26 protein-coding genes and 1 tRNA gene are annotated in these 26,117 nt (G+C 70.0%); 11 read left to right on the top strand and 16 right to left on the bottom strand.

Annotated features, from left to right (window positions below; genetic code table 11):
• Positions 1–134: 134 nt before the first annotated feature.
• Complete coding sequence (locus ABD259_RS05885; protein WP_344099924.1) at positions 135–638, top strand: LURP-one-related/scramblase family protein; 504 nt, start codon at positions 135–137, stop codon at positions 636–638.
• Positions 639–734: 96 nt separating this feature from the next.
• On the top strand, positions 735–1,586 hold the full coding sequence (locus tag ABD259_RS05880) for a deoxyribonuclease IV (RefSeq protein WP_344160675.1): 852 nt from the start codon (positions 735–737) through the stop codon (positions 1,584–1,586).
• 73 nt (positions 1,587–1,659) lie between these two features.
• On the opposite strand, the gene ABD259_RS05875 is transcribed toward ABD259_RS05880, so the two are convergent.
• The gene (locus ABD259_RS05875) at positions 1,660–1,911 is read right to left on the bottom strand and encodes a GlsB/YeaQ/YmgE family stress response membrane protein (RefSeq protein ID WP_344099920.1); all 252 of its coding nucleotides are present in this window, start codon (positions 1,909–1,911) and stop codon (positions 1,660–1,662) included.
• A 465-nt stretch (positions 1,912–2,376) separates the two neighbouring features.
• Here ABD259_RS05875 and ABD259_RS05870 point away from each other — a divergent pair, with 465 nt between their 5' ends.
• The gene (locus ABD259_RS05870; protein ID WP_344100259.1) at positions 2,377–2,721 is read left to right on the top strand and encodes a hypothetical protein; all 345 of its coding nucleotides are present in this window, start codon (positions 2,377–2,379) and stop codon (positions 2,719–2,721) included.
• Positions 2,722–3,098: 377 nt separating this feature from the next.
• Here ABD259_RS05870 and ABD259_RS05865 read toward each other — a convergent pair whose 3' ends face one another.
• Together ABD259_RS05865 and ABD259_RS05860 are read right to left on the bottom strand one after the other, a co-directional pair.
• The gene (locus ABD259_RS05865; RefSeq protein WP_344160884.1) at positions 3,099–3,683 is read right to left on the bottom strand and encodes a hypothetical protein; all 585 of its coding nucleotides are present in this window, start codon (positions 3,681–3,683) and stop codon (positions 3,099–3,101) included.
• Positions 3,684–3,823: 140 nt separating this feature from the next.
• Positions 3,824–5,011, bottom strand: coding sequence for a VLRF1 family aeRF1-type release factor (locus ABD259_RS05860; RefSeq protein WP_344099918.1), 1,188 nt, complete (start codon positions 5,009–5,011; stop codon positions 3,824–3,826).
• Positions 5,012–5,409: 398 nt separating this feature from the next.
• Here ABD259_RS05860 and ABD259_RS05855 point away from each other — a divergent pair, with 398 nt between their 5' ends.
• Positions 5,410–7,821, top strand: coding sequence for a Tex family protein (locus ABD259_RS05855; protein WP_344160672.1), 2,412 nt, complete (start codon positions 5,410–5,412; stop codon positions 7,819–7,821).
• Positions 7,822–8,044: 223 nt separating this feature from the next.
• On the opposite strand, the gene ABD259_RS05850 is transcribed toward ABD259_RS05855, so the two are convergent.
• Positions 8,045–9,193, bottom strand: a complete 1,149-nt coding sequence (locus ABD259_RS05850; RefSeq protein ID WP_344160669.1) for a hypothetical protein — start codon at positions 9,191–9,193, stop codon at positions 8,045–8,047.
• Positions 9,194–9,361: 168 nt separating this feature from the next.
• A complete protein-coding gene (locus ABD259_RS05845; RefSeq protein WP_425573484.1) occupies positions 9,362–10,441 on the bottom strand; it encodes a fatty acid desaturase family protein in 1,080 nt (359 codons plus the stop codon).
• Positions 10,442–11,032: 591 nt separating this feature from the next.
• Between ABD259_RS05845 and ABD259_RS05840 the strand changes: the two genes are divergently transcribed.
• Positions 11,033–12,367: a hypothetical protein gene (locus ABD259_RS05840; protein ID WP_344099912.1), complete on the top strand. Its 1,335-nt coding sequence runs from the start codon at positions 11,033–11,035 to the stop codon at positions 12,365–12,367.
• Between the two features lie 159 nt (positions 12,368–12,526).
• Here the strand turns inward: ABD259_RS05840 and ABD259_RS05835 are convergent, their stop codons facing one another.
• Complete coding sequence (locus ABD259_RS05835; RefSeq protein WP_344099910.1) at positions 12,527–13,459, bottom strand: hypothetical protein; 933 nt, start codon at positions 13,457–13,459, stop codon at positions 12,527–12,529.
• An 88-nt stretch (positions 13,460–13,547) separates the two neighbouring features.
• Positions 13,548–13,691 carry a hypothetical protein gene (locus ABD259_RS05830; protein ID WP_344099908.1) on the bottom strand — a complete coding sequence of 48 codons (144 nt, stop codon included), beginning with the start codon at positions 13,689–13,691 and terminating at the stop codon, positions 13,548–13,550.
• Positions 13,692–14,251: 560 nt separating this feature from the next.
• On the opposite strand from ABD259_RS05830, the gene ABD259_RS05825 reads away from it, so the two are divergent.
• The 5 genes from ABD259_RS05825 (at position 14,252) to ABD259_RS05805 (ending at position 17,476) form a co-directional block, all read left to right on the top strand.
• Positions 14,252–14,629, top strand: a complete 378-nt coding sequence (locus tag ABD259_RS05825) for a hypothetical protein (RefSeq protein WP_344160666.1) — start codon at positions 14,252–14,254, stop codon at positions 14,627–14,629.
• A 650-nt stretch (positions 14,630–15,279) separates the two neighbouring features.
• A complete protein-coding gene (locus ABD259_RS05820; protein WP_344099904.1) occupies positions 15,280–15,636 on the top strand; it encodes a hypothetical protein in 357 nt (118 codons plus the stop codon).
• Positions 15,637–15,850: 214 nt separating this feature from the next.
• Positions 15,851–16,549: a hypothetical protein gene (locus ABD259_RS05815; RefSeq protein ID WP_344099902.1), complete on the top strand. Its 699-nt coding sequence runs from the start codon at positions 15,851–15,853 to the stop codon at positions 16,547–16,549.
• Between the two features lie 144 nt (positions 16,550–16,693).
• Positions 16,694–17,263 (top strand): hypothetical protein, encoded by a 570-nt coding sequence (locus tag ABD259_RS05810; protein WP_344160663.1) that lies wholly within the window; start codon positions 16,694–16,696, stop codon positions 17,261–17,263.
• An 18-nt stretch (positions 17,264–17,281) separates the two neighbouring features.
• Positions 17,282–17,476, top strand: coding sequence for a hypothetical protein (locus tag ABD259_RS05805; RefSeq protein ID WP_344099898.1), 195 nt, complete (start codon positions 17,282–17,284; stop codon positions 17,474–17,476).
• Between the two features lie 257 nt (positions 17,477–17,733).
• On the opposite strand, the gene ABD259_RS05800 is transcribed toward ABD259_RS05805, so the two are convergent.
• The 5 genes from ABD259_RS05800 to ABD259_RS05780 all read right to left on the bottom strand — a co-directional run bounded on the left by ABD259_RS05800 (position 17,734) and on the right by ABD259_RS05780 (position 20,425).
• On the bottom strand, positions 17,734–18,147 hold the full coding sequence (locus ABD259_RS05800) for a hypothetical protein (RefSeq protein ID WP_344160660.1): 414 nt from the start codon (positions 18,145–18,147) through the stop codon (positions 17,734–17,736).
• 391 nt (positions 18,148–18,538) lie between these two features.
• Positions 18,539–18,612: transfer RNA gene (locus ABD259_RS05795), tRNA-Val, on the bottom strand.
• A 176-nt stretch (positions 18,613–18,788) separates the two neighbouring features.
• Positions 18,789–19,250, bottom strand: a complete 462-nt coding sequence (locus ABD259_RS05790; RefSeq protein WP_344160881.1) for a peroxiredoxin — start codon at positions 19,248–19,250, stop codon at positions 18,789–18,791.
• A 151-nt stretch (positions 19,251–19,401) separates the two neighbouring features.
• Positions 19,402–19,833: a DUF3052 domain-containing protein gene (locus ABD259_RS05785; protein ID WP_344099894.1), complete on the bottom strand. Its 432-nt coding sequence runs from the start codon at positions 19,831–19,833 to the stop codon at positions 19,402–19,404.
• A gap of 163 nt (positions 19,834–19,996) precedes the next feature.
• Entirely contained in the window at positions 19,997–20,425 is a 429-nt protein-coding gene (locus ABD259_RS05780) for a YjbQ family protein (protein ID WP_344099891.1), read from the bottom strand.
• 195 nt (positions 20,426–20,620) lie between these two features.
• Here ABD259_RS05780 and ABD259_RS05775 point away from each other — a divergent pair, with 195 nt between their 5' ends.
• Complete coding sequence (locus tag ABD259_RS05775) at positions 20,621–22,495, top strand: alkaline phosphatase D family protein (RefSeq protein ID WP_344160657.1); 1,875 nt, start codon at positions 20,621–20,623, stop codon at positions 22,493–22,495.
• Positions 22,496–22,565: 70 nt separating this feature from the next.
• Here the strand turns inward: ABD259_RS05775 and ABD259_RS05770 are convergent, their stop codons facing one another.
• The 4 genes from ABD259_RS05770 to ABD259_RS05755 all read right to left on the bottom strand — a co-directional run bounded on the left by ABD259_RS05770 (position 22,566) and on the right by ABD259_RS05755 (position 26,073).
• Positions 22,566–23,372, bottom strand: a complete 807-nt coding sequence (locus tag ABD259_RS05770) for a putative hydro-lyase (RefSeq protein ID WP_344099887.1) — start codon at positions 23,370–23,372, stop codon at positions 22,566–22,568.
• 218 nt (positions 23,373–23,590) lie between these two features.
• Complete coding sequence (locus tag ABD259_RS05765) at positions 23,591–24,499, bottom strand: 5-oxoprolinase subunit C family protein (protein ID WP_344099885.1); 909 nt, start codon at positions 24,497–24,499, stop codon at positions 23,591–23,593.
• A 133-nt stretch (positions 24,500–24,632) separates the two neighbouring features.
• The gene (locus tag ABD259_RS05760) at positions 24,633–25,238 is read right to left on the bottom strand and encodes a 5-oxoprolinase subunit B family protein (RefSeq protein WP_344160655.1); all 606 of its coding nucleotides are present in this window, start codon (positions 25,236–25,238) and stop codon (positions 24,633–24,635) included.
• A gap of 64 nt (positions 25,239–25,302) precedes the next feature.
• Positions 25,303–26,073, bottom strand: a complete 771-nt coding sequence (locus ABD259_RS05755) for a LamB/YcsF family protein (protein WP_344099881.1) — start codon at positions 26,071–26,073, stop codon at positions 25,303–25,305.
• Between the last annotated feature and the right edge of the window lie 44 nt (positions 26,074–26,117).

Raw genomic sequence — 26,117 nt, 5'->3', positions numbered from 1 at the left:
CGGGCGCGTACCGCGCCCGCGCGTCGGGCCTGTCCGCTCTTCGCCCCCGGAGTCCCGTAGCTTGGACGGCGAGGGCATCCTCCACGCGACGGGAGCCGTGCCCGATGACAGCGGGGGACACGAGAGGCTGAGCGATGAAGTTCCTGGTCCGGGCGCGCATTTTCGACATCGGTGACGACTTCTGGGTCGAGGACGAGCAGGGGCAGCGGGCCTTCTGGGTCGACGGCAAGGCGCTGCGGCTGCGCCAGACCTTCGAACTGAAGACGCCCGATGGGCAGATCCTCTTCGTGATCCGCAAGAAGCTCCTCAGCCTGCGCGGCACCATGGAGATCGAGCGGGACGGGCAGACCGTCGCCACGGTGCGCCAGCGCATGTTCAACCTGATCAAGGACCGGCTGGACGTGGACCTGGCGGGGGGCGGGGCGTGGGATATCACCGGTAGCTTCCTGGACAAGGAGTACTCCATCAGCGACGCCGAGGGGCCGGTCGCGCAGATCTCCAGGAAGTGGTTCCAGCTCCGCGACACCTACGCGGTCGACGTCAACACCTTCCGCACCGACCTGGGCGGCGATCCGGCCCTGGTGGTGAGTGTGGCCGTGTGCGTGGACGCCCTGACCGGCCGTTCCGGGGAACGCTAGCCCGGGGGTCCGGGGCTTCCGGCGGCCGGTTCGCGCGGGTGGGCCGCCTGTCCCGGTCGGGCCGGCCCGCCCCGGCGGCTAACGTAGTGACCAGCCATGTCTGAACTCCCTTTCACGCCCATCGGGGCGCACGTACCCGTATCCGGCGGGCTGGCCAAGCGCGGCCTCGCCTACACCGCCGAGATCGGCGCCGAGACCATCCAGGTGTTCGTCACCAACCCGCGCGGCTGGGCCACCGCCGACGGCGACCCGGCTGAGGACGCGCGGCTGCGCGAACGCGACGACCTGCCCGTCTTCATCCACGCCCCCTACCTGATCAACCTGGGGGCGCCGGACGCGAAGGTGGCGGACAAGTCGGTGGCGTCGCTGGAGCACGCTCTGCGGCGAGGTGCGCAGACCGGGGCGCGGGGTGTCGTCGTGCACACCGGCTCCGCGGTCAAGGGCACGCGCGCCGAGGGCCTGGAGCGGATGCGGTCGCGACTGCTGCCCCTGCTGGAGCGGCTCGGGGACGAGGCCCCGCCGGTGCTGCTGGAGCCGATGGCCGGTCAGGGCCAGGTGCTCTGCGCGACCGTGGACGACCTCGTCGGGTACCTGGACGCGCTGGACTGGCACCCCCAGGCGGCCGTGTGCCTGGACACCGCGCACGTGTTCGCCGCGGGCCACAACGTCGCGACGCGCGAGGGCATGCGGGACATGCTGGACCGGTTCGGCGAGGTCGTCGGCGCCGAGCGGCTGCGGCTGATCCACGCCAACGACTCCAAGGAGCCGTGCGGCAGCAATAAGGACCGGCACGAGAACATCGGCGCGGGCCACATCGGTGCCGAGCCGTTCGGCGAGCTGTTCCGCCACCCCGTGAGCGCGGGAGTGCCCATCACGCTGGAGACCCCCGGCCCGGAAGGCCCGCACGCGGCGGATGTGCGGACACTGAAGACGCTGCGCGAGGGCTAGTCCCGCGCAGCAGCGGGCGCACCGCCCGTGCCGCGGTGGTCGTGCGCCGGACGGCGCGCGTGGCCGACCGTGGTCACGTGCCTCGCGTGTACAGCTTCTCGGCGAGGACCACCGCGGCGGCCGCCACGAGGACCTGGACGATCAGCACGAAGAGCCAGAACGTGGTGAAAACGGCGGCGATGGCGCCGCCGATGAACGCCGCGATGATGCCCAGGATCAGGGTGAGCCAGATCGGAATCGCCTGCTTGCCTGGAACGACAAGACGGCCGAGCGCGCCGATGATCAGGCCGACGACCAGTGCACTGATGATGCCGGTGATCTCCACGGACCCTCCCAGGATCGATCTTGGACGTGCCCCGTCCGCACAGGACGGTCTGGTGCAGGGCTACCCACCGCGACGTGTTCGAACGCCCACCGCACCTCATGAGAAACACAAAGAAAATCTTCTGGAGTTCGGTGTCCGCGGCCCCCTCGGCCGTACCGCGGGACCGCCCACGCGACCTGGCCATTCATCGCGAAGAAACGCCGCACCCCGGAGGTGGCCCACATTGTGCGGCCCGAACCGGCGTGCAACCGGGCCGCCCACCGACGCTCCGGCCTCGCCGCGGTCACCGAAAAACCGCCTAAGGGATTGTCCGGATTGGCGTCGCGCGATGCACGGCGCCGCCCATCCCGGCAGACCACCAAAATCGGGTAGGTAATGTGCGGGCACTCCCCTCGCCCCGGGGAACCGTTGCCCCGAATGTGGGCCACAATGAAAAACGACGCGCAACGGAGGGCGGTGCACACCATGGACCCGGTGAGTCTGGTGCTCGGAGCGGCCATCGCGTTCGGCGGCGTCCTCGTCGGCCGAATGCTCCCCAGGCGCGCTGACCGGCAGGCCTTCCCGCCACACCAGCAGCACCAGCAGGCCCTCTCGTCCGCCCAGCGCACGCCCCGGCCCATCTGCGGCTGCGGCCACCACCTCGTCTTTCACGACCAGAAGACCAAGATGTGCCAGGCCCAGGTCGTTATCCCCGGACGCTGGACGGGCCAGGCCGGCGGTACCTACCGCCAGTGCATGTGCCAGGGCTACCGGGGCCCGGTCCCGCTGGACGAGTACTACGCCCCCGACCTGCTTAGCGACGAGGGCTGAAGCCGTTTTCCCGCCGCCCGATCCGTCCGGGTTCAAAGGAGACAGGCCACGCGAGGGCTCCACCGACGACAGCCGGGATACGGCACGGGGGCGCGTCGTGTTTCACCAGGCAGGAGGGGTACATCACCCTCATGGGACTGCAAACCGCTGAGCTCGTGATCATCGCCCTGCTCGCCATCGGGATACCGACGATCTTCGCGACGGTCACGCTGCTGATGCGCCACCACTCGCAGCACAGCTTCCGGCGCTGAACGCGTCACCGGTCCGGCACGCTCCGAGGCGCCATCATGGCGGCGTGGCCCCGAGGCCATGCCGTGGTCGGCCCTTTTTCCTCGGTCGCCCCGCCGTTGTCGGCGGCCGCGGGTGCCGCGCGCCCGTCACCCCGCTGCGCCCTGGTCCGCCCGTGTCACCCGCTGCAGCAGTCCCCACGTGAAGTCGGCGACGAAGCGTCCGCTGTGCCCCTCGGTATCCGGGGCGCTGAACATCAACCGCCAGCGCGACGGCGCGGTCCCCTCCAGCGGGGTGGCCGGGGCGAAGGCCCGGGCGACGTCGTCGATGACGCAGGACCACGGCTCCAGGTCGGTGACATCGCGCAGGGCGGGCGCGGACGCGTCGGTAAAGCGCACCAGCCATTCCTGCACGACCGCGCCGTTGGGCAGGGCGACGACCTCGAAGCGCAGGTCGGGCCAGAGGTCCAGAGGCCAGCGGTGCGCGCGACAGGCCAGGTCGCCGATGCTCTGGTCGCGGACCGTCTCGGCGGGTCCGAGGACGGCCGAGTAGCGCCGGGCCCCTGTGGGAGCCCGCGTGGAGCGGATCATGGCCTGCCAGCGCCGGTTGGCCTCCCGCATCTCGGTGCGCGAGGCGCCCAGCGCGCGCACCGCCTCCTCGACCCGCTCCGGCTGGAAGTCCGCCATGCGCCGCAGCAGCACCAGCTGGAAGCCGCGTGCGTCGATCCCGGCCATCGCCACAGCGCGCGCCCTCCTGACGGCTTTCCCACTCGTGTCCGCGACCGTGTCCGAGGCGGCCCCCAGGGCTCCGTGTTCGGGCGCGACGCGCGAAGCGCCGGGCGCCCCGCGGTCAGGGGCGCCCGGCCGGCGTCGCGTTACCAGCGCAGCAGCGCGGCCACGCCTTCGTCCTCGGCGAGCACGTCCGCGGCCTCTTCAGGTAGCACCGTGACCTCGGAGCCGCCGACGAAACCAAGCTCGATCATGCGCTCGCCCAGGTCCCGTTCGGCCGTCATATCGGTGGCGGCCTCCCCCGGCGGGGTCTCGCCCTGAGCGTAGTACCAGCCGTTCGCGGCGCGGTGGCCGCGCATCTCCCTGGAGCCGTCGAGGAAGAGGTGGGCCACCCGGCCCTCGCGGAAGGCGCCGAGGGTGTCGCTCAGCCCGACCGTCCCCTGCCCACCGGAGAGCGCGGCGTCGCGGGCCTGTCGGGCCTGTTCGCGGCAGCGGCGGACGCGTGCGGCCTCCAGGTCCGGGCGCACCCGCGCGGCGATGTCGGAGACGGACAGCGTCTCGACGACGCGGTCCAGCAGAACGATGTCGCGCGGCCCGTTGGCCGGGAGGCCCTTGCGGATGACGTCGATCAGCCGGGAGTCGCCGGTGATGACGATGGACTGCCACCCCTGCTGGTCGGCCAGCTCGGTGATCCTGGGACGCACCGAGTGCAGATAGCGCAGGAGCTGCTCCTCCATGCGCCGGTCGAAGCGGTCGGTCTGGCTCGCGGAGCGGTCGGCGATGCCCGGGCGGCCCGCCGACGCCGGACCGCGCATCTCCCGCCACTCCCCGGTGTCCGGCGCGAAGGTGAAGCGCGTGAGGTCGCGTGCGATGCCGAACCGCATGTCGACGACCCGCACCCCGTCCTGCGCCACCGCCAGGACGCCGGCGGGCGCCCCCGTGGCGAAGGCGGCGGCCAGCGGCCGCAGATAGGGCTTGGGCTCCAGGACAGCACAGTCATCGAGCGGGACCTGCACGACAACGGTGCGCACCTCGTCGCTGCTGACCGGGGCGAACAGCGCCCGCCCCAGGCCGGGTTCGGTGGCGCCGAGGATGCCGTCGAGTTCCGGTTCCAACTTGTCCAGCCGGGTGAGCACGGCCGAGGCGTGCTTCTTGTCGCCGTTGGAGGCGACCTCGTTGCGCAGGCGGGTAATCGCGTTGGCGACGGTCCGCCGCCAGGTGGGTGAGGCTGTTCGGTCTCGTGGATCGGCCGTCGCGTAGACCGAGAGCACTCCACTGGCGTCCGACATCGTCGCCAGATCCCGCAGCGACGTCTGATCAAGGATCACGGTCATACCGCCCCTCGTCGATGTGCCCCATCCGGCGCGCCGGAAGAGGTGATTATTCCCTCCCTAACAGGAGAACAGGGACGCTATCAATGCTCGGTGAGCTGCGTCCCAGAGTCCGGCCAAAGGAACGCAATGAGGCCCCCATGGCTTCGGGCCCTTCGGTACCCCGTGCGCGTCCGGGCGGGGGTGCGGCCCCGGCCACCACCCCAATCCTCGCCGCCGCCTACCGCACACCACCGGACAGGATCCACGCCGACCAGGCCGCCCAACCGACCCCGGCCGCCCTCCCACCGGCCGCCGACCGCGTCACACTCTCGCCCCGATCCACGACCCCGGCGTGACAACCCGTCCCCCCACCAGGACAATGCATCGGTGTCCCTGAGTAAGAAGGTGAACAAGCCAACGTGACGACCTCCATCGATCAGCGGATCGCCGACGAACTCGGCGTTCGCGAGCAGCAGGTGACGGCGGCCATCGGGCTGCTCGACGACGGCGCCACCGTCCCGTTCATCGCCCGCTACCGCAAGGAAGTGACCGGCACCCTCGACGACGCCCAGCTGCGCACCCTCGAAGAACGGCTGCGCTACCTGCGCGAGCTGGAGGAACGCCGGGCCACCGTGCTGGAATCGATCCGCGCCCAGGGCAAGCTGGACGACGCGCTCGAAGAGCGGATCAGGCAGGCCGACTCCAAAGCCCGGCTGGAGGACATCTACCTCCCCTACAAGCCCAAGCGCCGCACCAAGGCCCAGATCGCCCGCGAGGCCGGGCTCGAACCGCTCGCCGACCTGCTCCTGACCGACCCCGAGCAGGATCCCCAGGCCAGCGCCGCCGCCTACGTCGACACCGAGAAGGGCGTCGCCGACGCCGACGCCGCGCTCGACGGCGCCCGCTCCATCCTCGTCGAACGATTCGCCGAGGACGCAGATCTCGTGGGGACCCTGCGCGAGCGCGTCTGGGAGCGCGGCCGCCTGGTGGCCAAGGTGCGCGAGGGCAAGGAGACCGACGGCGCGAAGTTCGCCGACTACTTCGACTTCGCCCAGCCGCTCACCGAGCTGCCCTCGCACCGGATCCTGGCGATGTTCCGCGGCGAGAAGGAGGAGGTGCTCAGCCTCACCCTGGAGCCGGAGGAGCCCGCCGAACCCTTGGCCGAGCGCCGCGCCCCGAGCACCTACGAGACCACCATCGCCGCGCACTTCGGCATCGTCGACCGGGGGCGCCCGGCCGACAGGTGGCTGCTCGACACCGTGCGCTGGGCCTGGCGGACCCGTGTCTTCGTCCGCCTCGACATCGACCTGCGGATGCGGCTGTGGCAGGCGGCGGAGGACGACGGCGTGCGCGTCTTCGCCACCAATCTGCGCGACCTTCTGCTCGCCGCACCGGCCGGAACCCGCCCGACCATGGGCCTGGACCCGGGCATCCGCACCGGCGTGAAGGTCGCGGTGGTCGACGGTACCGGCAAGGTGGTCGCCACCACCACGATCTACCCCCTGGCGCCCCAGCGGCGCTGGGACGAGTCGCTGGACACGCTCGGCCGCCTCGCCCAGGAGCACGGCGTCGAGCTGGTCGCGATCGGCAACGGCACCGGGTCGCGGGAGACCGACAAGCTCGCCGCCGAGCTGATGAAGCTCCGCCCGGAGCTCGGCCTCACCCGCGTCACGGTGTCGGAGGCCGGCGCCTCCGTCTACTCGGCTTCCGCGTTCGCCTCCAAGGAACTGCCGGACCTCGACGTGTCCCTGCGCGGCGCCGTCTCCATCGCCCGCCGCCTGCAGGACCCGCTGGCCGAGCTGGTCAAGATCGACCCGAAGTCGATCGGCGTCGGCCAGTATCAGCACGATGTGTCCGAGGTGAAGCTCTCCCGGTCGCTCGACGCTGTGGTCGAGGACTGCGTGAACGGCGTCGGCGTCGACGTCAACACGGCTTCGGCGCCGCTTCTGACGCGGGTGTCCGGCATCAACTCCACGATCGCGGAGAACATCGTCGCCCACCGCGACGCCAACGGGCCGTTCCGCTCCCGCGCGGCCCTCACGGAGGTCCCGCGGCTCGGACCGAAGACGTTCGAGCAGTGTGCCGGGTTCCTCCGCATCCCCGGGGGCGACGACCCGCTCGACGCGTCGGCCGTGCACCCGGAGGCCTACCCGGTGGTGCGCCGCATCCTGGAGCGCGCGGGCGTGCAGATCGGGTCGCTGATCGGCAACGGGTCGGTCCTGCGCACGCTCAAGCCGCAGGAGTTCGTCGACGACACGTTCGGTCTGCCCACCGTCACCGACATTCTCAGCGAGCTGGAGAAGCCGGGCCGCGACCCGCGCCCGGCGTTCACCACCGCGTCGTTCAGGGAGGGCGTGGAAACCCTCGACGACCTAGAACGCGGCATGCTGCTCGAAGGCACCGTCACCAACGTCGCCGCGTTCGGCGCGTTCGTGGACGTCGGCGTGCACCAGGACGGCCTGGTGCATATCTCGGCGATGTCGAAGAACTTCGTCAACGACCCCCGCGACGTGGTGAAGTCCGGCGACATCGTGCGGGTGAAGGTGCTCGACGTCGACACCGCGCGCAAGCGCATCTCGCTCACCATGCGGTTGGACGACGATGCCGACACTGCTGCTGCCGGGGGCGACAGGCGCGGCGGCACGCGCGGCAGCGCCGAGGGCGGAGGCCAGCGGGAGCGCGGCTCCTCCGGCCGTGGGCGCGGCAAGGGCGGCCAGTCAGGGCGTGACGGCCGATCGAACCGGGACCGCGGTGGACGCCAGGACGCCGCGCCGGGGGGCGCGATGGCCGAAGCGCTGCGCCGCGCCGGACTCGACAAGGGCCTGAGCTAGCGAGACGCCTTGAGGCAGGTGCCCTGGTCCGCGCCTGCGCGGGCCGAGGTGTAAGAGGACCGATCCGCTGGTTCGAGGTGACCGGCACCGGACGCGGCCGCGGGCCCCGCCCCTGTGGGCGGGCCCCCCGCCCGCGTCGTCGTTCGGTGCCCCCGCCAGGCAACGGAAGCCGGGCGGAGGAGAATGCGGGGGGAACCGGACCGCCGCGCGGCCGCGGGCGTCCCTACTCGGGCCGGTCGGCCCCGGGTGTCGGCGTCGGACCGTTCGGCGCGGGTCCCTCAGGTGCCGGCCCCGTGCTGGTCGGCTCGGCCTCCTCCGGCCCACCTGCCCGCGCGGGTTCCGCGGCGCCGTCTCTGTGCAGCCTGATGCCGACCCAGCAGGAAGCGAGGAGGACGGCCCCGGCCGTCAGCAGGATCGCCGCCGCACCGATCGCGCCACCGGTGAGATCCCACACCAGCTCCGTCACGCCGACGGTGATCCCGAGAATCCCGAACACGAGCAGCACCACGGTCCGTTCCCACCGGTAGAAGCCGAGGCACAGCGCCGCCGCGCCCAGGGTCAGCATGTAGCCGAGGAACGACGTCTCCTCCCGGAAAAGCAGGAACTGCGCGCCGAGGAGGGCCATCGCCGCTCCCAGGCCGATGCCGAGCCCGCGTTCGACCAGCGCGCCCCATGCGGTCAGGGCGGCCCATGCCGCGCCCACCACGACCAGAGTCAGCCCTGTGGCCAGTGTGACGTCGATGCGGTCCGTCACGAACGCGTTGAACGCCACTATGACGAGCGTCCCGCTCATCCACCAGCTGATCACCAGCGCCACGGCTGAGGGCAGCGCCGCATACCCGGAGAGGGCGACCACCAACCCGACCAGCGGGGCGACCCACTCCAGCCCCTCCGCGCCGTCGAGCCCGACGCTCACGGCGAACGCCGCGGCCAGCGCTGCCAGCGCGAACAGCACGCCGGCCACCCGGCGGCGCACCGCGGGAACCGTCGGACCCGCCGAGAGCCCGCGGAGCCGCCCGGCCAGCGAGTCGGGCCCGAGTGCCACACGCGGCCCACCGGCCATGACGAGCCCGGAACCCGCCGCGGCCACGGCAATGGCGGCCAGCAGCAGCACCCGCACCGCGACGTCCAGGTCCTGCCAGGCCGTGGCGAGCAGCGCGAAGACACCGGCCAGTACCAGGCCGCCGCCGGCGTACCCGGCGACCTCGGCCCCGCGGACCAGCGTCCGACCGCTTCCGCCACCGACACCGGCACGACGGAGCGCCGTTCCCACCGCACCCGCCTGTTCGGCCGAGAGCACGCCCTCCACCACCAGTTGGCGCAAGACCTCCTCTCGCGCCTCGGAGTCGCGGGCCCGTGCTTGCCTGGACATCCTCGCCGTCCCCTCTCGAACGCCGCAGCGGTCCGCGACCCGGTTGATCGGACGCGGACCGCTTGCGGCCGTCGCTGGAAACCTACCCTCGCGGCCCCCATCTCACCGCGAACGGGGGCGGAGGCGCCTGAGTACAGGTACTCAGAGCGCGAGGCCGGTTCCTGCGGTTCAGGCCGCCCGGGCCGCACCGCGGATCGGCGAACCGAGGCTGTGCAGGTGCCGCATGGCCTCGACGTGCGAGCGGATAAACCCGGTCTCGTGATACGGGATACCGTTCTCGGCGCAGTACTCCCGCACGATCAGCCGCGCGCGGCGCAGGTGCGGGGTCGGCATGCTCGGGAAGAGGTGGTGTTCGATCTGGTAGTTGAGACCGCCCATGGCGTTGTCGATGAGCCAGCCGCCCCTGACGTTGCGCGAGGTGAGCACCTGCTTGCGGAGGAAGTCGAGCTTCTCGCCCTTCTTCAGGGTGGGCATGCCCTTGTGGTTGGGCGCGAAGACGTTACCGAGGTAGACGCCGAACAGGGCCTGGTTGACGGCGATGAACAGGACGGCCTTGGCGGGCGACATCACGGAGAACACGATGGTCAGGTAGATCGCGAAGTGGCCGAGGAGAAGGGCCGCCTCCGGCCAGCGCTGCTTCATGTAGGGCTGGAACAGCGCCCGCACGCTCTGCGCGTGCAGGTTCAGGCCCTCCAACGTGAGCAGGGGGTAGAACAGGAACGCCTGGTAGCGGCCGATGAAGCGGGGCAGGCCCGTGGCCTCGGCGGCCTGGTCGGAAGACCAGACAAGGACGTCGGGGTTGACGTCGGGGTCGAGGTCCTCGTGGTTCGGGTTGGCGTGGTGCCGGGTGTGCTTGTCCTGCCACCACCCGTAGCTCATACCGATGCCGAGGTTTCCAACCAGGCGTCCGCACACCTCGCTGGGGACCCGGGTCCGGAACACCTGGCGGTGGGCGAGGTCGTGGGCGACCAGTGCGACCTGGCCGAACATGGCGGCGAGGAAGACCGCCGCCAGCATCTGCCACCAGGAATCGCCAAGGACGAACACTGCCGCCCAGCTCGCGACGAAAAGAAGGCCGATGGCGCCCAGCCGCAGGGCGTAGTAGGAGAAGGGCGCGCGATCGAGCAGGCCGACGGCGGCGACGCGCTGCGACAGTCGGGCGAAGTCGCTTCCCCGTCCCGACGGTGAGCGGCGTCGTGTCCGGGCATCGGGTTCGACCGGGCTGCTGTTCACTCCGGTGGCGGGCAAGGTCGTTCCTCCTTGGCGAGCGGGCTCCCGCGTCCGGAACGGTCGTGGACGGGGAGGTACAGAAGATGGGGGTACAGCGCGGGGCGCGGAGCTCTGGGTCGTGGGGGGTGGGCGGATCGGGTCACCCAGCAGGCCCTATGTCGTGGTCATACGACCCTGCGGGTCGTGCGTTGCGATGCGAGCGGAGTCGGCCGACCGGTCACCGCGTTGGTGGCACGTGCTCGCTCCCCGGCCAATGCGGGGATCGGCGCCGTGTGCGCACGTGAGCGCGGCCGGAACCGACACCATCAATCTACGGAGCACGACGAAACGACCGCCATGGCTTGGACACGCCCTTGTCGAGGGGTGCTGGCACCCCTCTCGGCCTTTTTCATCCTCCGCGCTGGTGTCCGACCACGTTGGGGAGATCAGGGCGCCGTCGTGCACCTCACACTACCCGGTCCCTTCGCCGGCCTCCGTCCCCATGGTCCCGCAGCGGCCCCCGTCCAGACCCGTTATCCACGCACGGAGCCATAGCTCCACTTCGACGGAACCGCGAACACCTCCACCTGCTGGTGTACTTCAACGCATACGACACGGCAGACTGGCGCCATGCTGAGCGAACGAGAGGCGCTGACGGTACTGCGCCGGGAGAATCCCGAGCACGCCGAAGACGCGGCCGCCGCCATGGGCTGGCTGTCCAGCGGTGGCCTGGAGGGTATCGATCTGCTGCGCATGCAGGATTTCCTCTGGTACGCCCTGCCGGTCAAATGGATGATCAGCACGGAGAAACGTGTGCAGGTGGCCCATGCGCTCGGCCGCCTGCTCAACCTCAACGGCCTGGAACGCTACGCGGCGGTCTGCGAGTCCGAGCTCACCGAGCAGATCCTGCGGATCTACGAGGAGGAGGGCCACGACGCCGGAGTGGCCGCCTACACCGAGGCCACGACCAGGAGTGGCTCGGTACCCACCGCCACCCCGCTGCACACCTGGGGGACGCTGATGGGCCCCGAGGAGAACGCGGCGTTCGGCGACTGCGCTGCGGCGTTGGATCTGGCGCTGGCGTCGGGGGAGCTGCGGGTGGGCGGGCGCGGATGGAAGAAGGCGCGCGAGGCGCTGCTGACGCGTTGGCTCACCCAGCAGCGGCCCGAACTCGACGGCGCCTGCTGGTTGGAGCGGATCCACTCCGAGAGGTTGGAGACGTGGGTGGTGGAGCGCCACGGGGAGCGCTCCACCCTCGCCGGGGAACTGGCACCGCGGCTGCTGGCGATGCCCTGCAAGGCCCCAGATCCGGCACCGGAGGGGGTGCTGCGCGCGCTTGGTTGGCTGCTGGGCCACAGCCGCGACCGGCTCCCGCTCACCGCCCGGCACTACATCGCCCCGATGCTCGTCTCCGAGGCCGTCGACCTGTTCGGCTGGCGGGAGTGGCTCACCGGCCCGCTCAACCGGGAACTCGATGTCGTCCCGCTGCACACGCTGCGCACGCTCGCGCAGCGCGAGATGCGCGCCATCCGCCGCGCTGGGACCTCCCTCGTCCTCACCAAGACGGGCGTCCGCATGTTGGAAGACCAGGACGTGTTCTGGAGGACCGCCACGGCCGCGGTCATCGGGCGCGAGGGCGGCGAGCCCGACTTCGGTGTGGCCGTGCGGGAGGCGGCGCTGCTGGTCCTGCTGACCTCCACACCGCGTACCGCCGACGAGCTGACGCAGCGGCTCACCTCGATGCTCGCGGAGGAGGGCTGGGCCTTCCGCGACGGGGGTGACCTCGGTGGACCGATTCGGAGGGAGACCCACCGGTTCCGGTACCGGATGTGGGCGCTGGGCATGCTCGACGACGACTGCCTGGTGGACGAGCCGCCAGTGCTGACCGAAGGCGGGGAGATCACCGCGCTCGCCGCGTTGCGCGCACGGGCGCTGCGGCCGCGCTATCGGACCGATGTCGAGTAGACCGTGTCGCCTCCCATCACATCCCCTCGGAACCGGCACCTTTACAGTTGAGATTTCGATATGGGCCACCCTAAATGCCACTCGGGAACCGCGCCCAGGCAACGCGGCCCAGCGCGGCGCCAAGCGGGCATCACCCTGGATCCCCGGCGAAACAGCTGATCAGATCCGGAAGAACAGGTTGCGGAACTTGCGCGCCAGAGCGAGGTCGCCGTAATCGCAACCGCCGTTGACGCGCCCGTAGACGGTCAACAGGAAGCTTCCCGGGTCGAACGCGAGCACGGCCGGCGCGCTCCACGCGTCACCAAGCGCGTAGGACAAGCCGCCGGTACGATCGACGTCGACCAGGTAGCCGGCGCCGTTGCGCCCGCTGACCTGGACTCCGACGCGGATCGGCCCGGCGGGGGCCGCGTAGAGCGTGCGCTGCCACGTGGTCAGGAGGAACGGGGACGCCATGTCGGCGGCGTCGGCCGAGACGGCGTGCCGCTGTCGGCGCCCCTCGCGGATGTCCCACGCGTAGACGGTGTAGGAGAGGATCTGGTGGACGGCGCAGAAGGCACCGGAGACCGGACCGAACACCGGGTGAGCGGCGACCGGCCGCGTCCACATGGTCGCGTCGAGGCCCTCAAGCAGGGCCAGGACCACGGCGAGGCGGTCGCGAAGGGTGGCAATGGTGTCGCCGCGGCCGACGACGCGGGCCGCCATCGTCACCTCGTCATTGCGCCGCGCGTGCCTTCTCAGCGACGGCGGAGCGGTGGGGCAGGTGCTCGCCGGGGCGGTGAGGCCGACCAGATGCCGCGTGGTCTCCGCCACCATCTGCGCGGCCAGGTCCCGCACCTCCCAGTGGCCCGCCGCCGTTGGATCCTCCCATACGCGCTCGGGCCTAATGAGGTCGAAGAACGCGGCGGCCTGCACGCGCAACCGGTCGAGCACCACGGGCTTGGCGGCGACGTCCAACGGATGCCACGGGCCGGGAGATGCCGCCTCCACTCCCTCGGTGCCCGCCCTTTCGCCGTCTCTGCCGTCCCGCTCGCCGACCTCCGCGACCCGGCTCGGACGCTCCTCTCCCCGGGCGTCAGACCCGATGACACGCACGATGACTCCCCCGCTTCGACCACCCGACCCGTAGCACAATACACCCAACCGATTACCCAGAGTGTCCGAACGTGTGAATCTCGGCCGCTCACGCGAGCCACCGGCCACCGGCCACCGGTAAACCACCACCAGCAGGTGGGAGCTGGGTGTCAGGGGCCGCGGCCGCAGCGAGCAGCGTGCCGTCGACGCGCTCCTCGCTGACCGCTGCGAGGTACTGTTCCTGCTCGGCCACGAAAAGCGCCCGCCGCCCGAATCGCCGAGCTGAGCAGCCGCCTCCAGGTCGTCTCGATGGCGCGGCGACCGCGCGACGCCATGCGCCGCCACGGCCTCGCGGACCAGATCCGCCTCATCCCCTGCGGCCTGGCTGAGGAGCACGGTACAGCGGCGGCCCGCGCCCTCCATCACGCCTCGAACACAAGCACCCTGACCTGCGACAACAGCGGCACCAGCCAAGCTATCGGCAATATTCAGCACGTATTTGGCACAGGTGGAAGCCAACGCCTCCGTTTGAGAGGGAAAGCAAAACCGTCTATGACGGGCCCACTGCTCCCGCAAGTGGGAGTATGGAGCTTTGGATCCGCAGACTGTTTCCGCGATCGCCGGGGCCGCGGCCGCGCTGGCTGCCATCGCGGCCGCCCTCACCTCCCTGGTCTCTTCTACACGAGGCGAGCGGCGAATGCAGCAAAGGCACAGACAGAAATCCAGCGGGAGCTGAGGAAAGATGCCGCCCAGCCCTACGTATGGGTGGACGTACGGCCGGACGAAGCCCAGGGGACACTTCTCAATCTGGTCTTGGGCAACTCGGGGCCGACGTTCGCGCCCAACGTCCGTGCCACGATCGAACCGGAGCTGCCGTACGAGGAGTCGAGCTGTGGCGCCGACGGCCTGAGGCGCTTGGGCGACAGTATTGCAACGCTCGGCCCTGGCCACAAGCTCATTTGGTCCATCGGACGCGGATTCGAACTCCTTAAAAGCGAAGGGCCGCAGATCCACACTGTCACGATCGACGCTGAGGGGCCGTTTGGTTCGCTCCCGCAGATGGTCTACGAGATCAACCTCGACGATGTACGCGGAACCCGCGATGCCCCTGAGGGCAACCTGTACTACGTACGCAAGGCCGTTCTGGAAGTAGCAAACGCCATCGATCCGTCAAAGAAGCGGACATGCTGATAGCCAGGTCGCACAGGGTTTCTGGCGCACCCCAATCGCGTTTATACAACCTTCGCATATTCGCTTCATATACCATTGGCGCTAGTTGGCAGATCGGCATAGGATTTAGCGGTAGCACTCCCTGCGGCGTCGACGATATAAGGCCATCATTCTTTCCAGCCGCGTCTTGATTGCGCCCATACAGGACACATGAAATGCAGCAAGCGCTCCGCTGCCGGGCACAGGCGCTAATCACGATGGCGGTGCCGCACCGGCGGACGTCATTGATCTGCAACCGGGACAGATGGGGAAAGAGAGTCTCTATCAGGGAAAAGATCGACACCCGGCATCTTCGCCAGGGCAGCCGGACTCACGTGGTCGACTCACGAAACCCGTGCAAGAGCCCAGATTCAAACGACGTTGACAGGCATGGGTCGGATTTTCTGTCCGAATAGCTTCGGCTCCATCCCTCAACCGCGCATCGGAGCGCTCAAGGGGCGTCATACTTTGAGACAAGCATGGCGTTCAAACCTACGTAGCCTGAGGCGGCGGTTTGACCGACGTCTGCGCAACCTGCCCTGAACTGCGGCGATGTTGCCCGTGTCGCGACGTCGACGCGTATTCGATGCAACGTCCCGAATTCTGCGCCTTCAGCGCGATCCCTCGGGCGCGTGAGCCGATCCGGTCTAAGCTCCTGGCCGACGAGCTCCGACAACGCGGCACCCGCACTGGCTACCCGCGCCCTGGGCTGCTTCTGCCAGGCCGTCGTGGTCCTGCGCCACTACCGCGACGGCACCAGCCCAGCCGTCTTGGCACCCCACCACGGCATCGGCCGCTCCACCGACGAGGGCTTCGACGTCCTCGCCGAGAAGGCGCCCCACCTACACTACGCTCGACAGGACGCCCGCAGCCCGACAACCGCCCACCTCGTGCTAGGCGGCATCGCTATCCCCAGTGACTCGCGAGGCTGCAGGCCCCAGGAATCTCCGGCAGGGAGACGGAGCAGCATGGCGTTTCTGTCCCCTTAAAGACCAGAACCAAACATGTCAAGACTCGGGCCGAATGCGGACAGCCCTCGCCTCTGCATATTCGCCGGTACTCACGCTCACACCAGGAACTCCAAACATTAAAGATCTCACGGGACGACTTCGGGATAATAGCTCCGATCGAGGGACCCTTGCTGCTGGAGCCGGACCTCATTTAAGGTCTGCCACCGAACTGCCCCCATATCGTTGGGAAACTATGAGATCCAAAGCCTTTACGGCATTGACGGTGTTCCTCGTCTCGATGACGGCCCTGGTCTATAACACTCTCCCAGCATCGGCGCTGACGACAGCTGGCGCTATGTCTATGGCCGCTCCATCGCAAACCGCGACGGCGGACTTGGCAAAGGCGTTAGAGCAGCGGGCCGAAGCCCAACTCGTGAAAGGCGAGAAAGCCGACTCATATATCGCTCAGGCACGCGACGCGGTCTCCACGACGGGCACCCACCTGAAGGAGGGCGAGTCCAGCAAATTCTCACAAGGCGAGGTAAGCCGCCTGGCCGATGGCACGACCCTTGTTGTCTTTCCTCTGACCGGCGGAGACCTCACCAGCAGCGCACTGACCGTCTCCTTCGCTCCCAACGGAACGACCGGATCGGTCTATGAAATGCTCCTACGGGAGATCAGCGCCACGTCCGGAAGCGTCGAATTCTGGGTCGACGGCCTCAAGCAGGTCGACCACATCGTCAAGGAAAGCCAGGCCTCGACACAGGGATGGTCGGAATTCGTCGACTGCCTGAACAACTCCGGCGTAGCCGCGTGGATCGTGACGGCGATCACCATTGCTTGCTCGGCGATCTGTGTCGGGAGCGCCGGGACGGCCTGCATTGCCTGCATCGCCGCCGCTGCCGGAACTACGGGAGGAACGATCGGGTACTGCATCAGTGAAGGCTGGTAGCAAGAGAAAATGATAAAATCGAGATCGCTTAATTTCCTGACCATTCTCCTCCTGTCGACGGCGGTCCTGGTGCAGAACTCTATTCCAGCGTCCGCATTTACGGGCACAGGCGGGAGTGCGTCGGTGGCCCCCTCCCAGCCTGCTATGGAAAACCTTGGAAACGCCAGGGAGACGCTCACCGGCGCGGAGGAGGTCAAAGGCGAAGAGGCCGCCTCCTACATCGACCAAGCCCACGATAAAGCCTCCGCGACGGGGACACACCTGCGCGCGGATGAGGGCGGGACTGCGGAGTTCTCCAAGGGGCGCGTCACCCGCCTCGACGATGGCACGACCCTCGTGGTCCTCCCGCTGACCGGCGGAGACCTCACCCGCAGCGCACTGACCGTCTCCTTCTCCCCCAACGGAGACACCGGAGTCCACGAGATACTCCTGCGGGAGATCAGCGCCACCTCCGGAAGCGTGGAGTTCTGGGTCAACGGAGTAAAGAGCCTCGACCGGGTGATCGATGTACCCCGGGCCACGACTAAGGGGTGGTCGGAATTCGTCGACTGCCTGAACAACTCCGGCATAGCCGCCTGGGTCGTCGCCGCGATCGTCGCCGCCTGCGGGGTGGTCTGCGGCGGCACTGCCGGGACGGCCTGTGTCCCCTGCATTGCAGCGGCTGCAGGTACCACCGGCGGCGTGATCGGGTACTGCATTAACGAAGCCTGGTAAATGAGGAGGTCATCGTAAGTGGATAAGCGTCGTTTGCCGCACATCGGGTTCGCTGCCTTCGTCTCCTGCAGTCTCCTCTTCGCAACCTATGCCCCTGTGCAGTGGTCGGGCATCGTTGGCTATGGCGTCGGCTCAGCCACCCTAATCGTGTGGGCCTATTTCGCAGGCAGCCAGTACCAGCAGCGGAAGAAGAGCCTGCAGCAGAACACCTAGGCCAGTTCGGCAGCAGTCAGCCAGAACAGCTCGTAGCGGCAAGCTCGCTGACCACGCAGCCTCTTCTACGAAGCGGGCGGGCTCCGCCCTCTCTGATCGAGGGGCGGAGCCTGATACAGCAGTTCTGGCGGTGGTGCCTACTGCGGTGGCGACGATCAACGGCCGGTTCGAACTGGCCGTCGGCCCCCCGACCATCGAAAGCACCAGACCGGGAAGCTGCGTCGCCCGCAGACGGAACGGCGGCGGACGCACCACCACTACCTCAAGGGCTCGCTGTTGTGCGGTGACTGCAAGCGGGTCCACGGCGTCGACACGCGCGTGATCATCCAGAAGACCCCAATCGCTACGGCACCGACTACCTGTACTTCTTTTGCATCGGCAACCAACGCGGCCAGTGCCACACCCCACACATCAGCGCCATACGGCTGGAGGAGGCGGTCGAGGCACACTACGCCACGGTGCGGTTCAGCGCGGGCTTCACCGCCCGGGTACGCGAGCACCTGGCACAGACGATCGAGCAGCAGCAGGCCGCGAACCGGCTCCTCCACCAACAGCTCACCGCCCAACTGCGTGAGCTGGACACCACGGAGGATGGGCTGCTTAACCTGGCCGGCGATCCCACGATCGGCCACGACCGGCTCCGCGAGAAGCTGCGCGAGGTAAAGCAGCATCGTGCCCGCATCTCCGAACGGCTCAATCAGACCGGCGAGGATCTATCCGACGCCGCACGACTGATCGAGCTGTGTCTGCGGCTGTTGGAGAACCCGCAGGCGCTCTACCTACGTGGCGACGAGGAGCAGCGGCGCATGCTCAACCAGGCGCTCTTCCATGCCCTGTACGTGGAGGAGGAAAAGATCAGGGGCCACCTCCTCAAGGAGCCATTCGACCGGCTGCACGCCCTTCAGGACGCACACACAGGCGCGAACAGGACGAAGGATGGCGCTTCACCCCGGGACGACGACAGCACCCCCTCCGGTGGCGGAGAGTGTGCTGTGTGGAGCTCGGTCGACGTGCTTCTCGACTCCCTTGATTTGGTTAAGGGTTCTAGTAAGCCGTCCAGGGTGGGCGCGAGAGGACTCGAACCTCCGACCACCCGCTTGTAAGGCGGGGGCTCTAACCAACTGAGCTACGCGCCCCGGTGATACGTGGCTGGCCCGATCCGCCCCGCCGTCGGCGTGCAGGATCGGACAACGGAAGAAATAGTACCGGGTTTCCGACGGCGGTGCGGCCGTTGCGGCGTGTGGGGGCGCGCGCCGCGGGGGGCGCTGGGATGTGGGCGCGTTCCGGAGCGGCGGGGCGGATCGGGGCGGCGTCAGGCGAGCTCCGCGAGGGCTTTGCGGTAGTCCTCAAGGCTGCGGGACTCGGAGATCGGGTTGACGACCTTCCAGCGGACGACGCCTTCCGTGTCGATCAGGAAGGTGGCCCGCAGGGCGACGCCCCGGGTTTCGTCGAACACCCCGAAGGCGTTGGCCACGTCGCCGTGGGGCCAGAAGTCGGAGAGCAGCGGGAACTCAAGGTCTTCAGCGTCGGCCCAGGCGCGGTGGGCGAACATCGAGTCGACGGAGACGCTCAGCACCTGGACGTCGTCGCCGGGGAACTCGGCGGCGTGGTCCCGCAGTTCGTGCATCTCGCTCTGGCAGACGCCGGAGAACGCCAGCGGGTAGAACACCAGGAGGACGTTCTTGCGGCCGGTGAAATCCGACAGCCGGACGGTCTGGCCGTGCTGGTCGGACAGCTCGAAATCGGGCGCGCTCTGGCCGACCTCGATGGACATTGCGGTCATCTCCACTCCGGACGGTCCGGGGCTCCGTGTCGCAGGCACAGGACTGATACCGCCCGCCTCCGTGGGCGGGCGGTACGCTGCGCGGCTCATCTCCGAGCGGGCGGCGGCCCCGGCCGCCGTCCCCGGGCACGACAGGATCGATTCAGCGCTGGATCTTGGGTGCGACGAGACGAGTCCCCGCCCAGTCCGAGCCGGCGCTCACTGCACTGGTCTGCGACAGGCCCGCCGTGCTCGCGGCCTCTGCCACGTCACTCGGCGACACATGGCCCTCGCGCCCGGCCTTCGGGGTCAGCACCAGGATGATGCCCCCGCCTTCGACCGCGCCGAGCACATCGACCAGAACATCGGTGAGGTCGTCCTCCTCGTCGCTCCGCCACCACAGCAGGGCGGCGTCGACGACGCCGTCGTAGTCCTCATCGACCAGCTCTTCACCGGTGCGTTCGGCGATCGACGTGCGCAGCTGCTCGTCAACGTCATCGTCGAACCCGAATTCCTGCACCACCTGACCCGGCTTGAACCCGAGTCGATCGGCCAGGCCACGTTCACTTTGTGCCTGGCCCGCGGTCGCGCTCACGAAAGTCCTCCTCCACACTTCATTCATCCTGCCGGCCCGCGATCCGTTTCGACGGGCGCGGCCCTGTACGCGGCCCCGTTACCGGGTCGATCCCGCTGTTGCTCGTTAAGTTCACACGCTGAGAGCCTGATCCGTCAACGCGTCACCGCTCCCACCGTCTGACCTACCATCCTGCTCTCTCTGGCGCACTCGTCAAGAACGACAGCCGCACCTGACGATTCGGATTGTCCACGTTCAGGTCCACAATGGCGATCGACTGCCATGTTCCCAGCTCGGGACGGCCGCCGGTGACAGGAATCGTGGCGTAGGGCGGTATCAGCGCCGGCATGACGTGCGAGCGCCCGTGTCCCGGTGAGCCGTGCCGGTGCCTCCACCGGTCGTCGGCGGGGAGCAGGTCGTCCAGTGCGGCCAGCAGGTCGTCGTCGGACCCGGCCCCCAGCTCGATGATCGCCACACCTGCGGTGGCGTGCGGGACGAAGACGTGCAGCAGGCCGTCTCCCCCGGCCTCGGCGGTGAAGTCCCGGCACGCTCCGGTGATATCGGTGATGCTCTCCGAACCTCCGGTATGGAGGTCGAGAAGTTGTGTCCGCATGTGGCAACGGTTACCCACACGGCGTCCACGTGCAACCATGACCACGCGCACCGTGCCGACCGGTCCGGATCCACCCTTGTCCGCCGGACGCGCCATACTCGGGGCCAGGAACCGTCCGTGCACGACCATCCGGGCGTGTTCCTCCCGCGATGGCGGGCACGGTTGGGTACGGCAGGCACAACACGAGGGGTGAATGTGGGCGCTGCGTTGCGGCTCGGTCCCGTGCTGCGGAACGTGACCGACACAACGGCGACCGTCTGGGTGGAGACCGACGCCCCCTGCCGGGTGACGGTCATCGCACGCGCGCAGGCCGATGCGGGCGGGGACACGCCTGCTGGCGCTTACACCGCGCACACACCGACGTTCGCCGTGCACGGCCACCACTACGCGCTCTGCGACCTGTCCGGACTGCCCGCCGGTGGCACGCTCTCCTACGAGGTCCGCCTCGACGACGCCGTTGTATGGCCGCAACCGGACGCGCCCTACCCGCCGAGTCTCGTCCGCACCCTGGACCACGCGGCACCGGCCCGGATCCTCTTCGGCTCCTGCCACATACCCACCGATCACTCTCCCGCCGCCGTCGCGCGCTACGGCCCGGACATGCTCCGCGCCTATGCGCTGCGCCTCGCGGAGCGGCGCCGAGCGGGCGAGGGCGGCGAGCCGACGGTGCTGCTCCTCATTGGCGACCAGGTCTACGCCGACGAGCTACAGCCGCGCATGCTGGAGTTCCTGGGGGCGAGCCGCGCTGATGGCGTCGGCGAACGCGGGGAGAGCGATGGGTGCCAAAAGCGCGCGGAGGTCGATGGGCCCGATGGCGGCGGTGTCCGCAGCGACCGGTCGCTGCGCGCGCACGCCGCCCGTCCCCCGGACGACGAGGTCGTCTTCTTCGACGAATACGCCGAGCTCTACCGGCAGGCATGGTCCGACCCCGACCTGCGCTGGCTGCTGTCCACCGTCCCCACCCTGATGCTCTTCGACGACCACGACATCCGGGACGACTGGAACACGTCCGGCTCCTGGCGGCGCGACATCGCGCGCACCCCCTGGTGGGCGCAGCGCATCACGTCCGGGCTCGGCGCCTACTGGATCTACCAGCACCTGGGCAATCTCCGCCCCGACCAGCGCGCCGCCGACCCCGTGTTCGCAGCGGTACGCAAAGCGGCGGGCAGCGGGCGGGACGCCACTGGGCAGGGCGCGTCGGGGCACGGGGACGCCGCCCCGATCGTCGACGCGTTCGCGTGGCGGGCGCATGAGGAGCCCGGCACCTACGTCTGGTCCTCCAGGTTCGACATCGGACGCACCCGGGTACTGATGGTGGACACGCGTTGCGGCCGCGACGTCGATGACGACGCGCGCCGCTCGATCCTCGGCCGCACGGGCACCGCGTGGCTCGACGCGCAGCTGACCGGCGATGTCGATCACCTCGTCGTGGCCAGCACGCTGCCCTTCCTGCTGCCCACCGCCGTGCACCACCTGGAGGCGTGGAACGAGGCGGTGTGCGCCGGACGGTGGGGGCGGGCGCTGCGCGGCTTCGGGGAGCGGCTCCGCCGCGCGATCGACCTGGAGCACTGGGCGGCGTTCCAGCGCTCGTTCCGCTTCCTCGCCGCCGCGGTGCTCGATATCGCGGCGGGCGAGCGCGGCGCGCCCCCCGCCACCGTCCTGTTCCTCGGCGGGGATGTGCACTTCTCCTACCTCGCCCGCGCACGTCCGAGCAGCGGGGCGGCGCGGCGGTCCGCCACCCGGATCACCCAGCTCGTGTGCTCACCCACGTGCAACCGCCTGCCCCCGCTCATGGGTCGCCTGACCTCGCTGTCGGCGCTGCGCGTCGCGGGTGCGGTCGGCGCGGTGCTGTCGCGCCTCGCGGGGGTCGGCCGACCGCCGCTGAGGTGGCGCTTGGCGGATGGTCCGAAATATCAGAACGCGCTGGCAACTCTGGTTCTAAAGGGGCGCGGCGCCGAGGTGTGCTGGGAGCACGTGGCGCGGGCGGCGGCCCCGGCAGGGAACGCTTCGGAGGGGGATCCGCTCCGACCGCCGGTCGCCGAGCTGATGCGCCGGACGCTGTCCGGGTGAGTGTCACTTCGGCTTAGGGCGGCGGTGCGTCGGCCAACCGTTCGGGATCGCCCGGTGCCGCCCCGCTCCCTCAGGGCACCTGGTAGGCGGTGTCGCGCACGTCGGTGATCGCCATGTGGCCCGGCGCGTGCGAGATCGCGAACTCCGGAGCCGATGCCATGATGGCGGCCTGCGGGGTGACCCCGCAGGCCCAGAACACGGGGACATCACCCGCGCGCACCTCCACGGGCTCACCGAAGTCGGGGCGGTCCAGATCAGCGATACCCAGGGCGCCGGGGTCACCGACGTGTACCGGCGCTCCGTGCACCGCCGGGTAGCGGGAGCTGACGCGCACGGCATCGGCGACCCGGTCGGCGGGGATCGGGCGCATCGAGACCACCTGCGGGCCCCGCAGGCGCCCGGCGGGGCGACATCGCCGATTGGTGCGGTACATCGCGACGTTGCCGCCGGTTTCCAGGTGCCGGAGCGGGATTCCGGCCCTGAGCATCGCGGTCTCGAAGGTGAAGCTGCACCCGATGAGGAAGGACACCAGGTCGCGGCGCCAGACGTCGCGGACGTCGCCGGGTTCGGCGACCAGTACACCGTTGGCGTAGACGCGGTAGGCGGGCAGGTCGGTGCGCAGGTCGCCGGCGAAGATCGAGGCGCGTCTCTCGCCCGGGTCGGTCACGTCGAGCACCGGGCAGGCCTTGGCGTTGCGCTGTGCGAACAGGAGGAGGTCATAGGCGAGGTCGCGCGGTACGGCGATCAGGTTGGCCTGGGCGTACCCGGCGCAGTACCCGGAGGTGGTCACCCGCGTACCCCTGCGGAACCGCGCCCTGGCCTGATCCGGGCGCAGCTCGGCGGCGGTGGCGGAGGCGTCGGAGTCGTCAGCGCTCATGGGGTTGCTCCGTGTTCGCGTCGATGCGATCGGTCCTTCTCCATCGTCATCCCCTCACGGCCGATGATGTCGACGGGGGAGCCGCTGCGGCGTCGCGGTGGACGGCGGCCGATACGGCGCCGGTCCGACCTGGACGGCGGTGAGCACCCATCGACCAGCCGCGCCCGCGTTCGTCCGTGCTGCGCTCCCTCCGCCACCCCTCCGGCCCGGCACCGCCGTCACCGCGCCGGAGCGCCGAGCGCGCGCCATGGCCGAAATCTCAGACGTGTGCCGGGGCGGGCCTGGGCCGCGCGAGGAAGGTCGGCGGCGATCACCACCGCGATGACCGGATACCCGCCGGTGACCGGGTGGTCGGCCAGGAAAAGAACGGGGTCCCCGCCGGGCGGGACTTGCAGTGATCCCGGCACCATGCCCTCGCTGGGCAACTCCTCGTGCTTGGCGCGGCGCAGCTCCGGGCCGGCGAGCCGGGCGCCGACCCGGTCGCTGCGTCCGGTCACCTCGAAGGTGTGGCCGAACAGCACGTCCAGCGCCCCGGGATGGAACCAGTCGTCGCGCGGGCCGGGAGCGACCCGCAGTTCGGCCTCGTCGCCGGGGACGGCCCGCGCCGGAGCGTGGTCGAGCACCGGAAACTCCGCCGGTGGCGCGCCCACCGGGAGGACGTCGCCGGGGGCGGGAAGGGCGGGGCCGAGCCCCGCGAGGGTGTCAGTGCTGCGCGAGCCGAGCACGGGGGGAACGTCGATCCCGCCGCGCACCGCCAGGTAGGCGCGCAGCCCGCGCGCGGGTGTGCCCAGCCGCAGTTCGGCGCCGTCGGGCAGGTCCAGCACGGTGTTCATCGCGGCGCCGCGTCCGTCAACGGTGACCGGCCCGGGGGCGCCGGTGACCGCGACGGTGACCGCGCCGCGCGTGCGCACCGCGAGACCGCCGAGGGTCACCTCCAGGGCGGCCGCGCCGGGCGGGTTGGCCAGCAGGCGATTGGCCAGGGCGTAGGAGGCGCCGTCGGCGGCTCCCGAGCGGCCGATACCGAGGGACGCGTGCCCGATCCGTCCGCTGTCCTGCAGCGTGGTCAGCGGGCCGGTGCCCAGCACCTCCAGCCCCGCCGCACCGGCCACACCCGTCATGCCCGCCATGTCGCCGACCGTTCCCCCCTGGTCTTCGTTTTCCTGGTCTTCATTGTCGTCTCGCCCGGTCCGCCCCCGGGCCTCTTGTTCCACCACCGGCACGCGCCTGTGCCCGCGCTCCGGCCCCGTCCCGGCGCCGCGGTCAGGCCTCCCGGAACCGGAGTCGCATCCCCGGACGCAGCAGCCCCGGCGGGTCGCGCTCCAGGTCCCAGATCACGGCGTCGGTGTGCCCGAGCAGCTGCCAGCCGCCGGGCGAGGCACGCGGGTAGACGCCGGTGAACCGCCCGGCCAGGGCCACGGCCCCGGCCGGGACGCGGGTGCGCGCCTCCGCCCGGCGGGGGACGTCGAGCCGGGGGTCGCCACCGACCAGGTAGCCGAACCCGGGCGCGAAGCCGCAGAACGCGACGGTCCAGACAGCTCCGGTGTGCGCGGCGACGACGTCGCGCTCACTCATCTGGGTGTGGGCCGCGATGTCGGCGAGATCGGCCCCGCTGTAGTCCACCTCGATCTCCGCCTCGTCCGCGCTTCCCGGCCGCGGGGCGCGCGGGCGCAGCCGCCGCACCGCCGCGGCCACGGCGGCGGCGTCGCCGTCCTCGGCCAGGCGCAGCAGCACCGTTTGGGCGGCCGGGACGACCTCGGTGACCCCTGGCGGAGGGTCCTCGGCCAGGGCGCCGTGCAGGGCCAGGACCTCGTCGAGGTCGGCGACCTCGGCGAGGACACCGGTGTCGGCGCAGTTCAGGACGCGCATGTGTGCCTCCGGGAAGAGGGACGCGGGATCGGCGGTATCCGGGGGGTCGGGGGCACCGGAGGGGTCACGATGCCGGGACGGCGGCGAACGGGGCGATGGCCACCCCCGCCGAGCCCAGACGATCGGCGACGGCCCGGGCGATGCGCACCGCTCCGGGGCTGTCGCCGTGGACGCACAGCGAGTCGGCCTCGATCCGCACGGGGGTGCCGTCGATGGCGGTGATGGGCTCCCGTCGAACGATGCGCAGGCAGCGGTCCGCGATCTCGGCGGCGTCGTCGAGCACCGCCCCCGGTTCCCCGCGCGGGACCAGGGCGCCCTCGGGCGTGTAGGCGCGGTCGGCGAACGCCTCCTGGACCGTGCTCAGCCCGGCCTCCCGGGCCAGGCGCAGACACGCCGAGCCCGGCAGCCCCATGACGGGCAGGGCCGGGTCGTAGGCGAGGACCGCCTCGACGACGGCGGCCGCCTGTTCCTCATGGCGCACGATCGCGTTGTACAGCGCCCCGTGCGGTTTGACGTAGCGGACCCGGCCCCCGGCCACGCGGGCCATCGCGTCCAGCGCACCGATCTGGTAGAGCACGTCGTTGGTCAGGTCGGAGGGCGGCACGTCGATGAAGCGCCGCCCGAACCCGGCGAGGTCGCGGTAACCGACCTGCGCACCGATGGCCACGCCGCGCTCAACGGCCTGTGCGCAGGTTGTCCGCAGCACGGTGGGGTCCCCCGCGTGGAAGCCGCAGGCGATGTTGGCACTGGTCACGATGGTCAGCAGGGCCGCGTCGTCGCCGAGCTCCCAGCGGCCGAAGCTCTCCCCGAGGTCGGAGTTGAGGTCGATACGCACGTCAGCGGGTCTCCTTGTCTCGCGTGGTGTCGTGGTGAGCGGGG

It is taken from the genome of Nocardiopsis rhodophaea (assembly GCF_039530945.1).
In the GTDB taxonomy this organism is placed as follows: Bacteria; Actinomycetota; Actinomycetes; order Streptosporangiales; family Streptosporangiaceae; genus Nocardiopsis_C; species Nocardiopsis_C rhodophaea.
The sequence above is the reverse complement of the archived record's forward strand: the minus strand, read 5'-3'. Positions and strand labels throughout refer to the sequence as shown.

Coding starts and splice junctions, on each gene's coding strand:
- ABD259_RS05885 (WP_344099924.1), top strand. CDS start 135: ATGAAGTTCCTGGTCCGGGCGCGCATTTTCGACATCGGTGACGACTTC.
- ABD259_RS05765 (WP_344099885.1), bottom strand. CDS start 24,499: ATGGCGGGCATGACGGGTGTGGCCGGTGCGGCGGGGCTGGAGGTGCTG.
- ABD259_RS05780 (WP_344099891.1), bottom strand. CDS start 20,425: ATGCGGACACAACTTCTCGACCTCCATACCGGAGGTTCGGAGAGCATC.
- ABD259_RS05770 (WP_344099887.1), bottom strand. CDS start 23,372: ATGAGCGCTGACGACTCCGACGCCTCCGCCACCGCCGCCGAGCTGCGC.
- ABD259_RS05800 (WP_344160660.1), bottom strand. CDS start 18,147: ATGCTGCTTTACCTCGCGCAGCTTCTCGCGGAGCCGGTCGTGGCCGAT.
- ABD259_RS05790 (WP_344160881.1), bottom strand. CDS start 19,250: ATGTCCATCGAGGTCGGCCAGAGCGCGCCCGATTTCGAGCTGTCCGAC.
- ABD259_RS05760 (WP_344160655.1), bottom strand. CDS start 25,238: ATGCGCGTCCTGAACTGCGCCGACACCGGTGTCCTCGCCGAGGTCGCC.
- ABD259_RS05870 (WP_344100259.1), top strand. CDS start 2,377: ATGGACCCGGTGAGTCTGGTGCTCGGAGCGGCCATCGCGTTCGGCGGC.
- ABD259_RS05860 (WP_344099918.1), bottom strand. CDS start 5,011: ATGACCGTGATCCTTGATCAGACGTCGCTGCGGGATCTGGCGACGATG.
- ABD259_RS05865 (WP_344160884.1), bottom strand. CDS start 3,683: ATGGCCGGGATCGACGCACGCGGCTTCCAGCTGGTGCTGCTGCGGCGC.
- ABD259_RS05810 (WP_344160663.1), top strand. CDS start 16,694: ATGGAAAACCTTGGAAACGCCAGGGAGACGCTCACCGGCGCGGAGGAG.
- ABD259_RS05840 (WP_344099912.1), top strand. CDS start 11,033: ATGCTGAGCGAACGAGAGGCGCTGACGGTACTGCGCCGGGAGAATCCC.
- ABD259_RS05815 (WP_344099902.1), top strand. CDS start 15,851: ATGAGATCCAAAGCCTTTACGGCATTGACGGTGTTCCTCGTCTCGATG.
- ABD259_RS05850 (WP_344160669.1), bottom strand. CDS start 9,193: ATGTCCAGGCAAGCACGGGCCCGCGACTCCGAGGCGCGAGAGGAGGTC.
- ABD259_RS05880 (WP_344160675.1), top strand. CDS start 735: ATGTCTGAACTCCCTTTCACGCCCATCGGGGCGCACGTACCCGTATCC.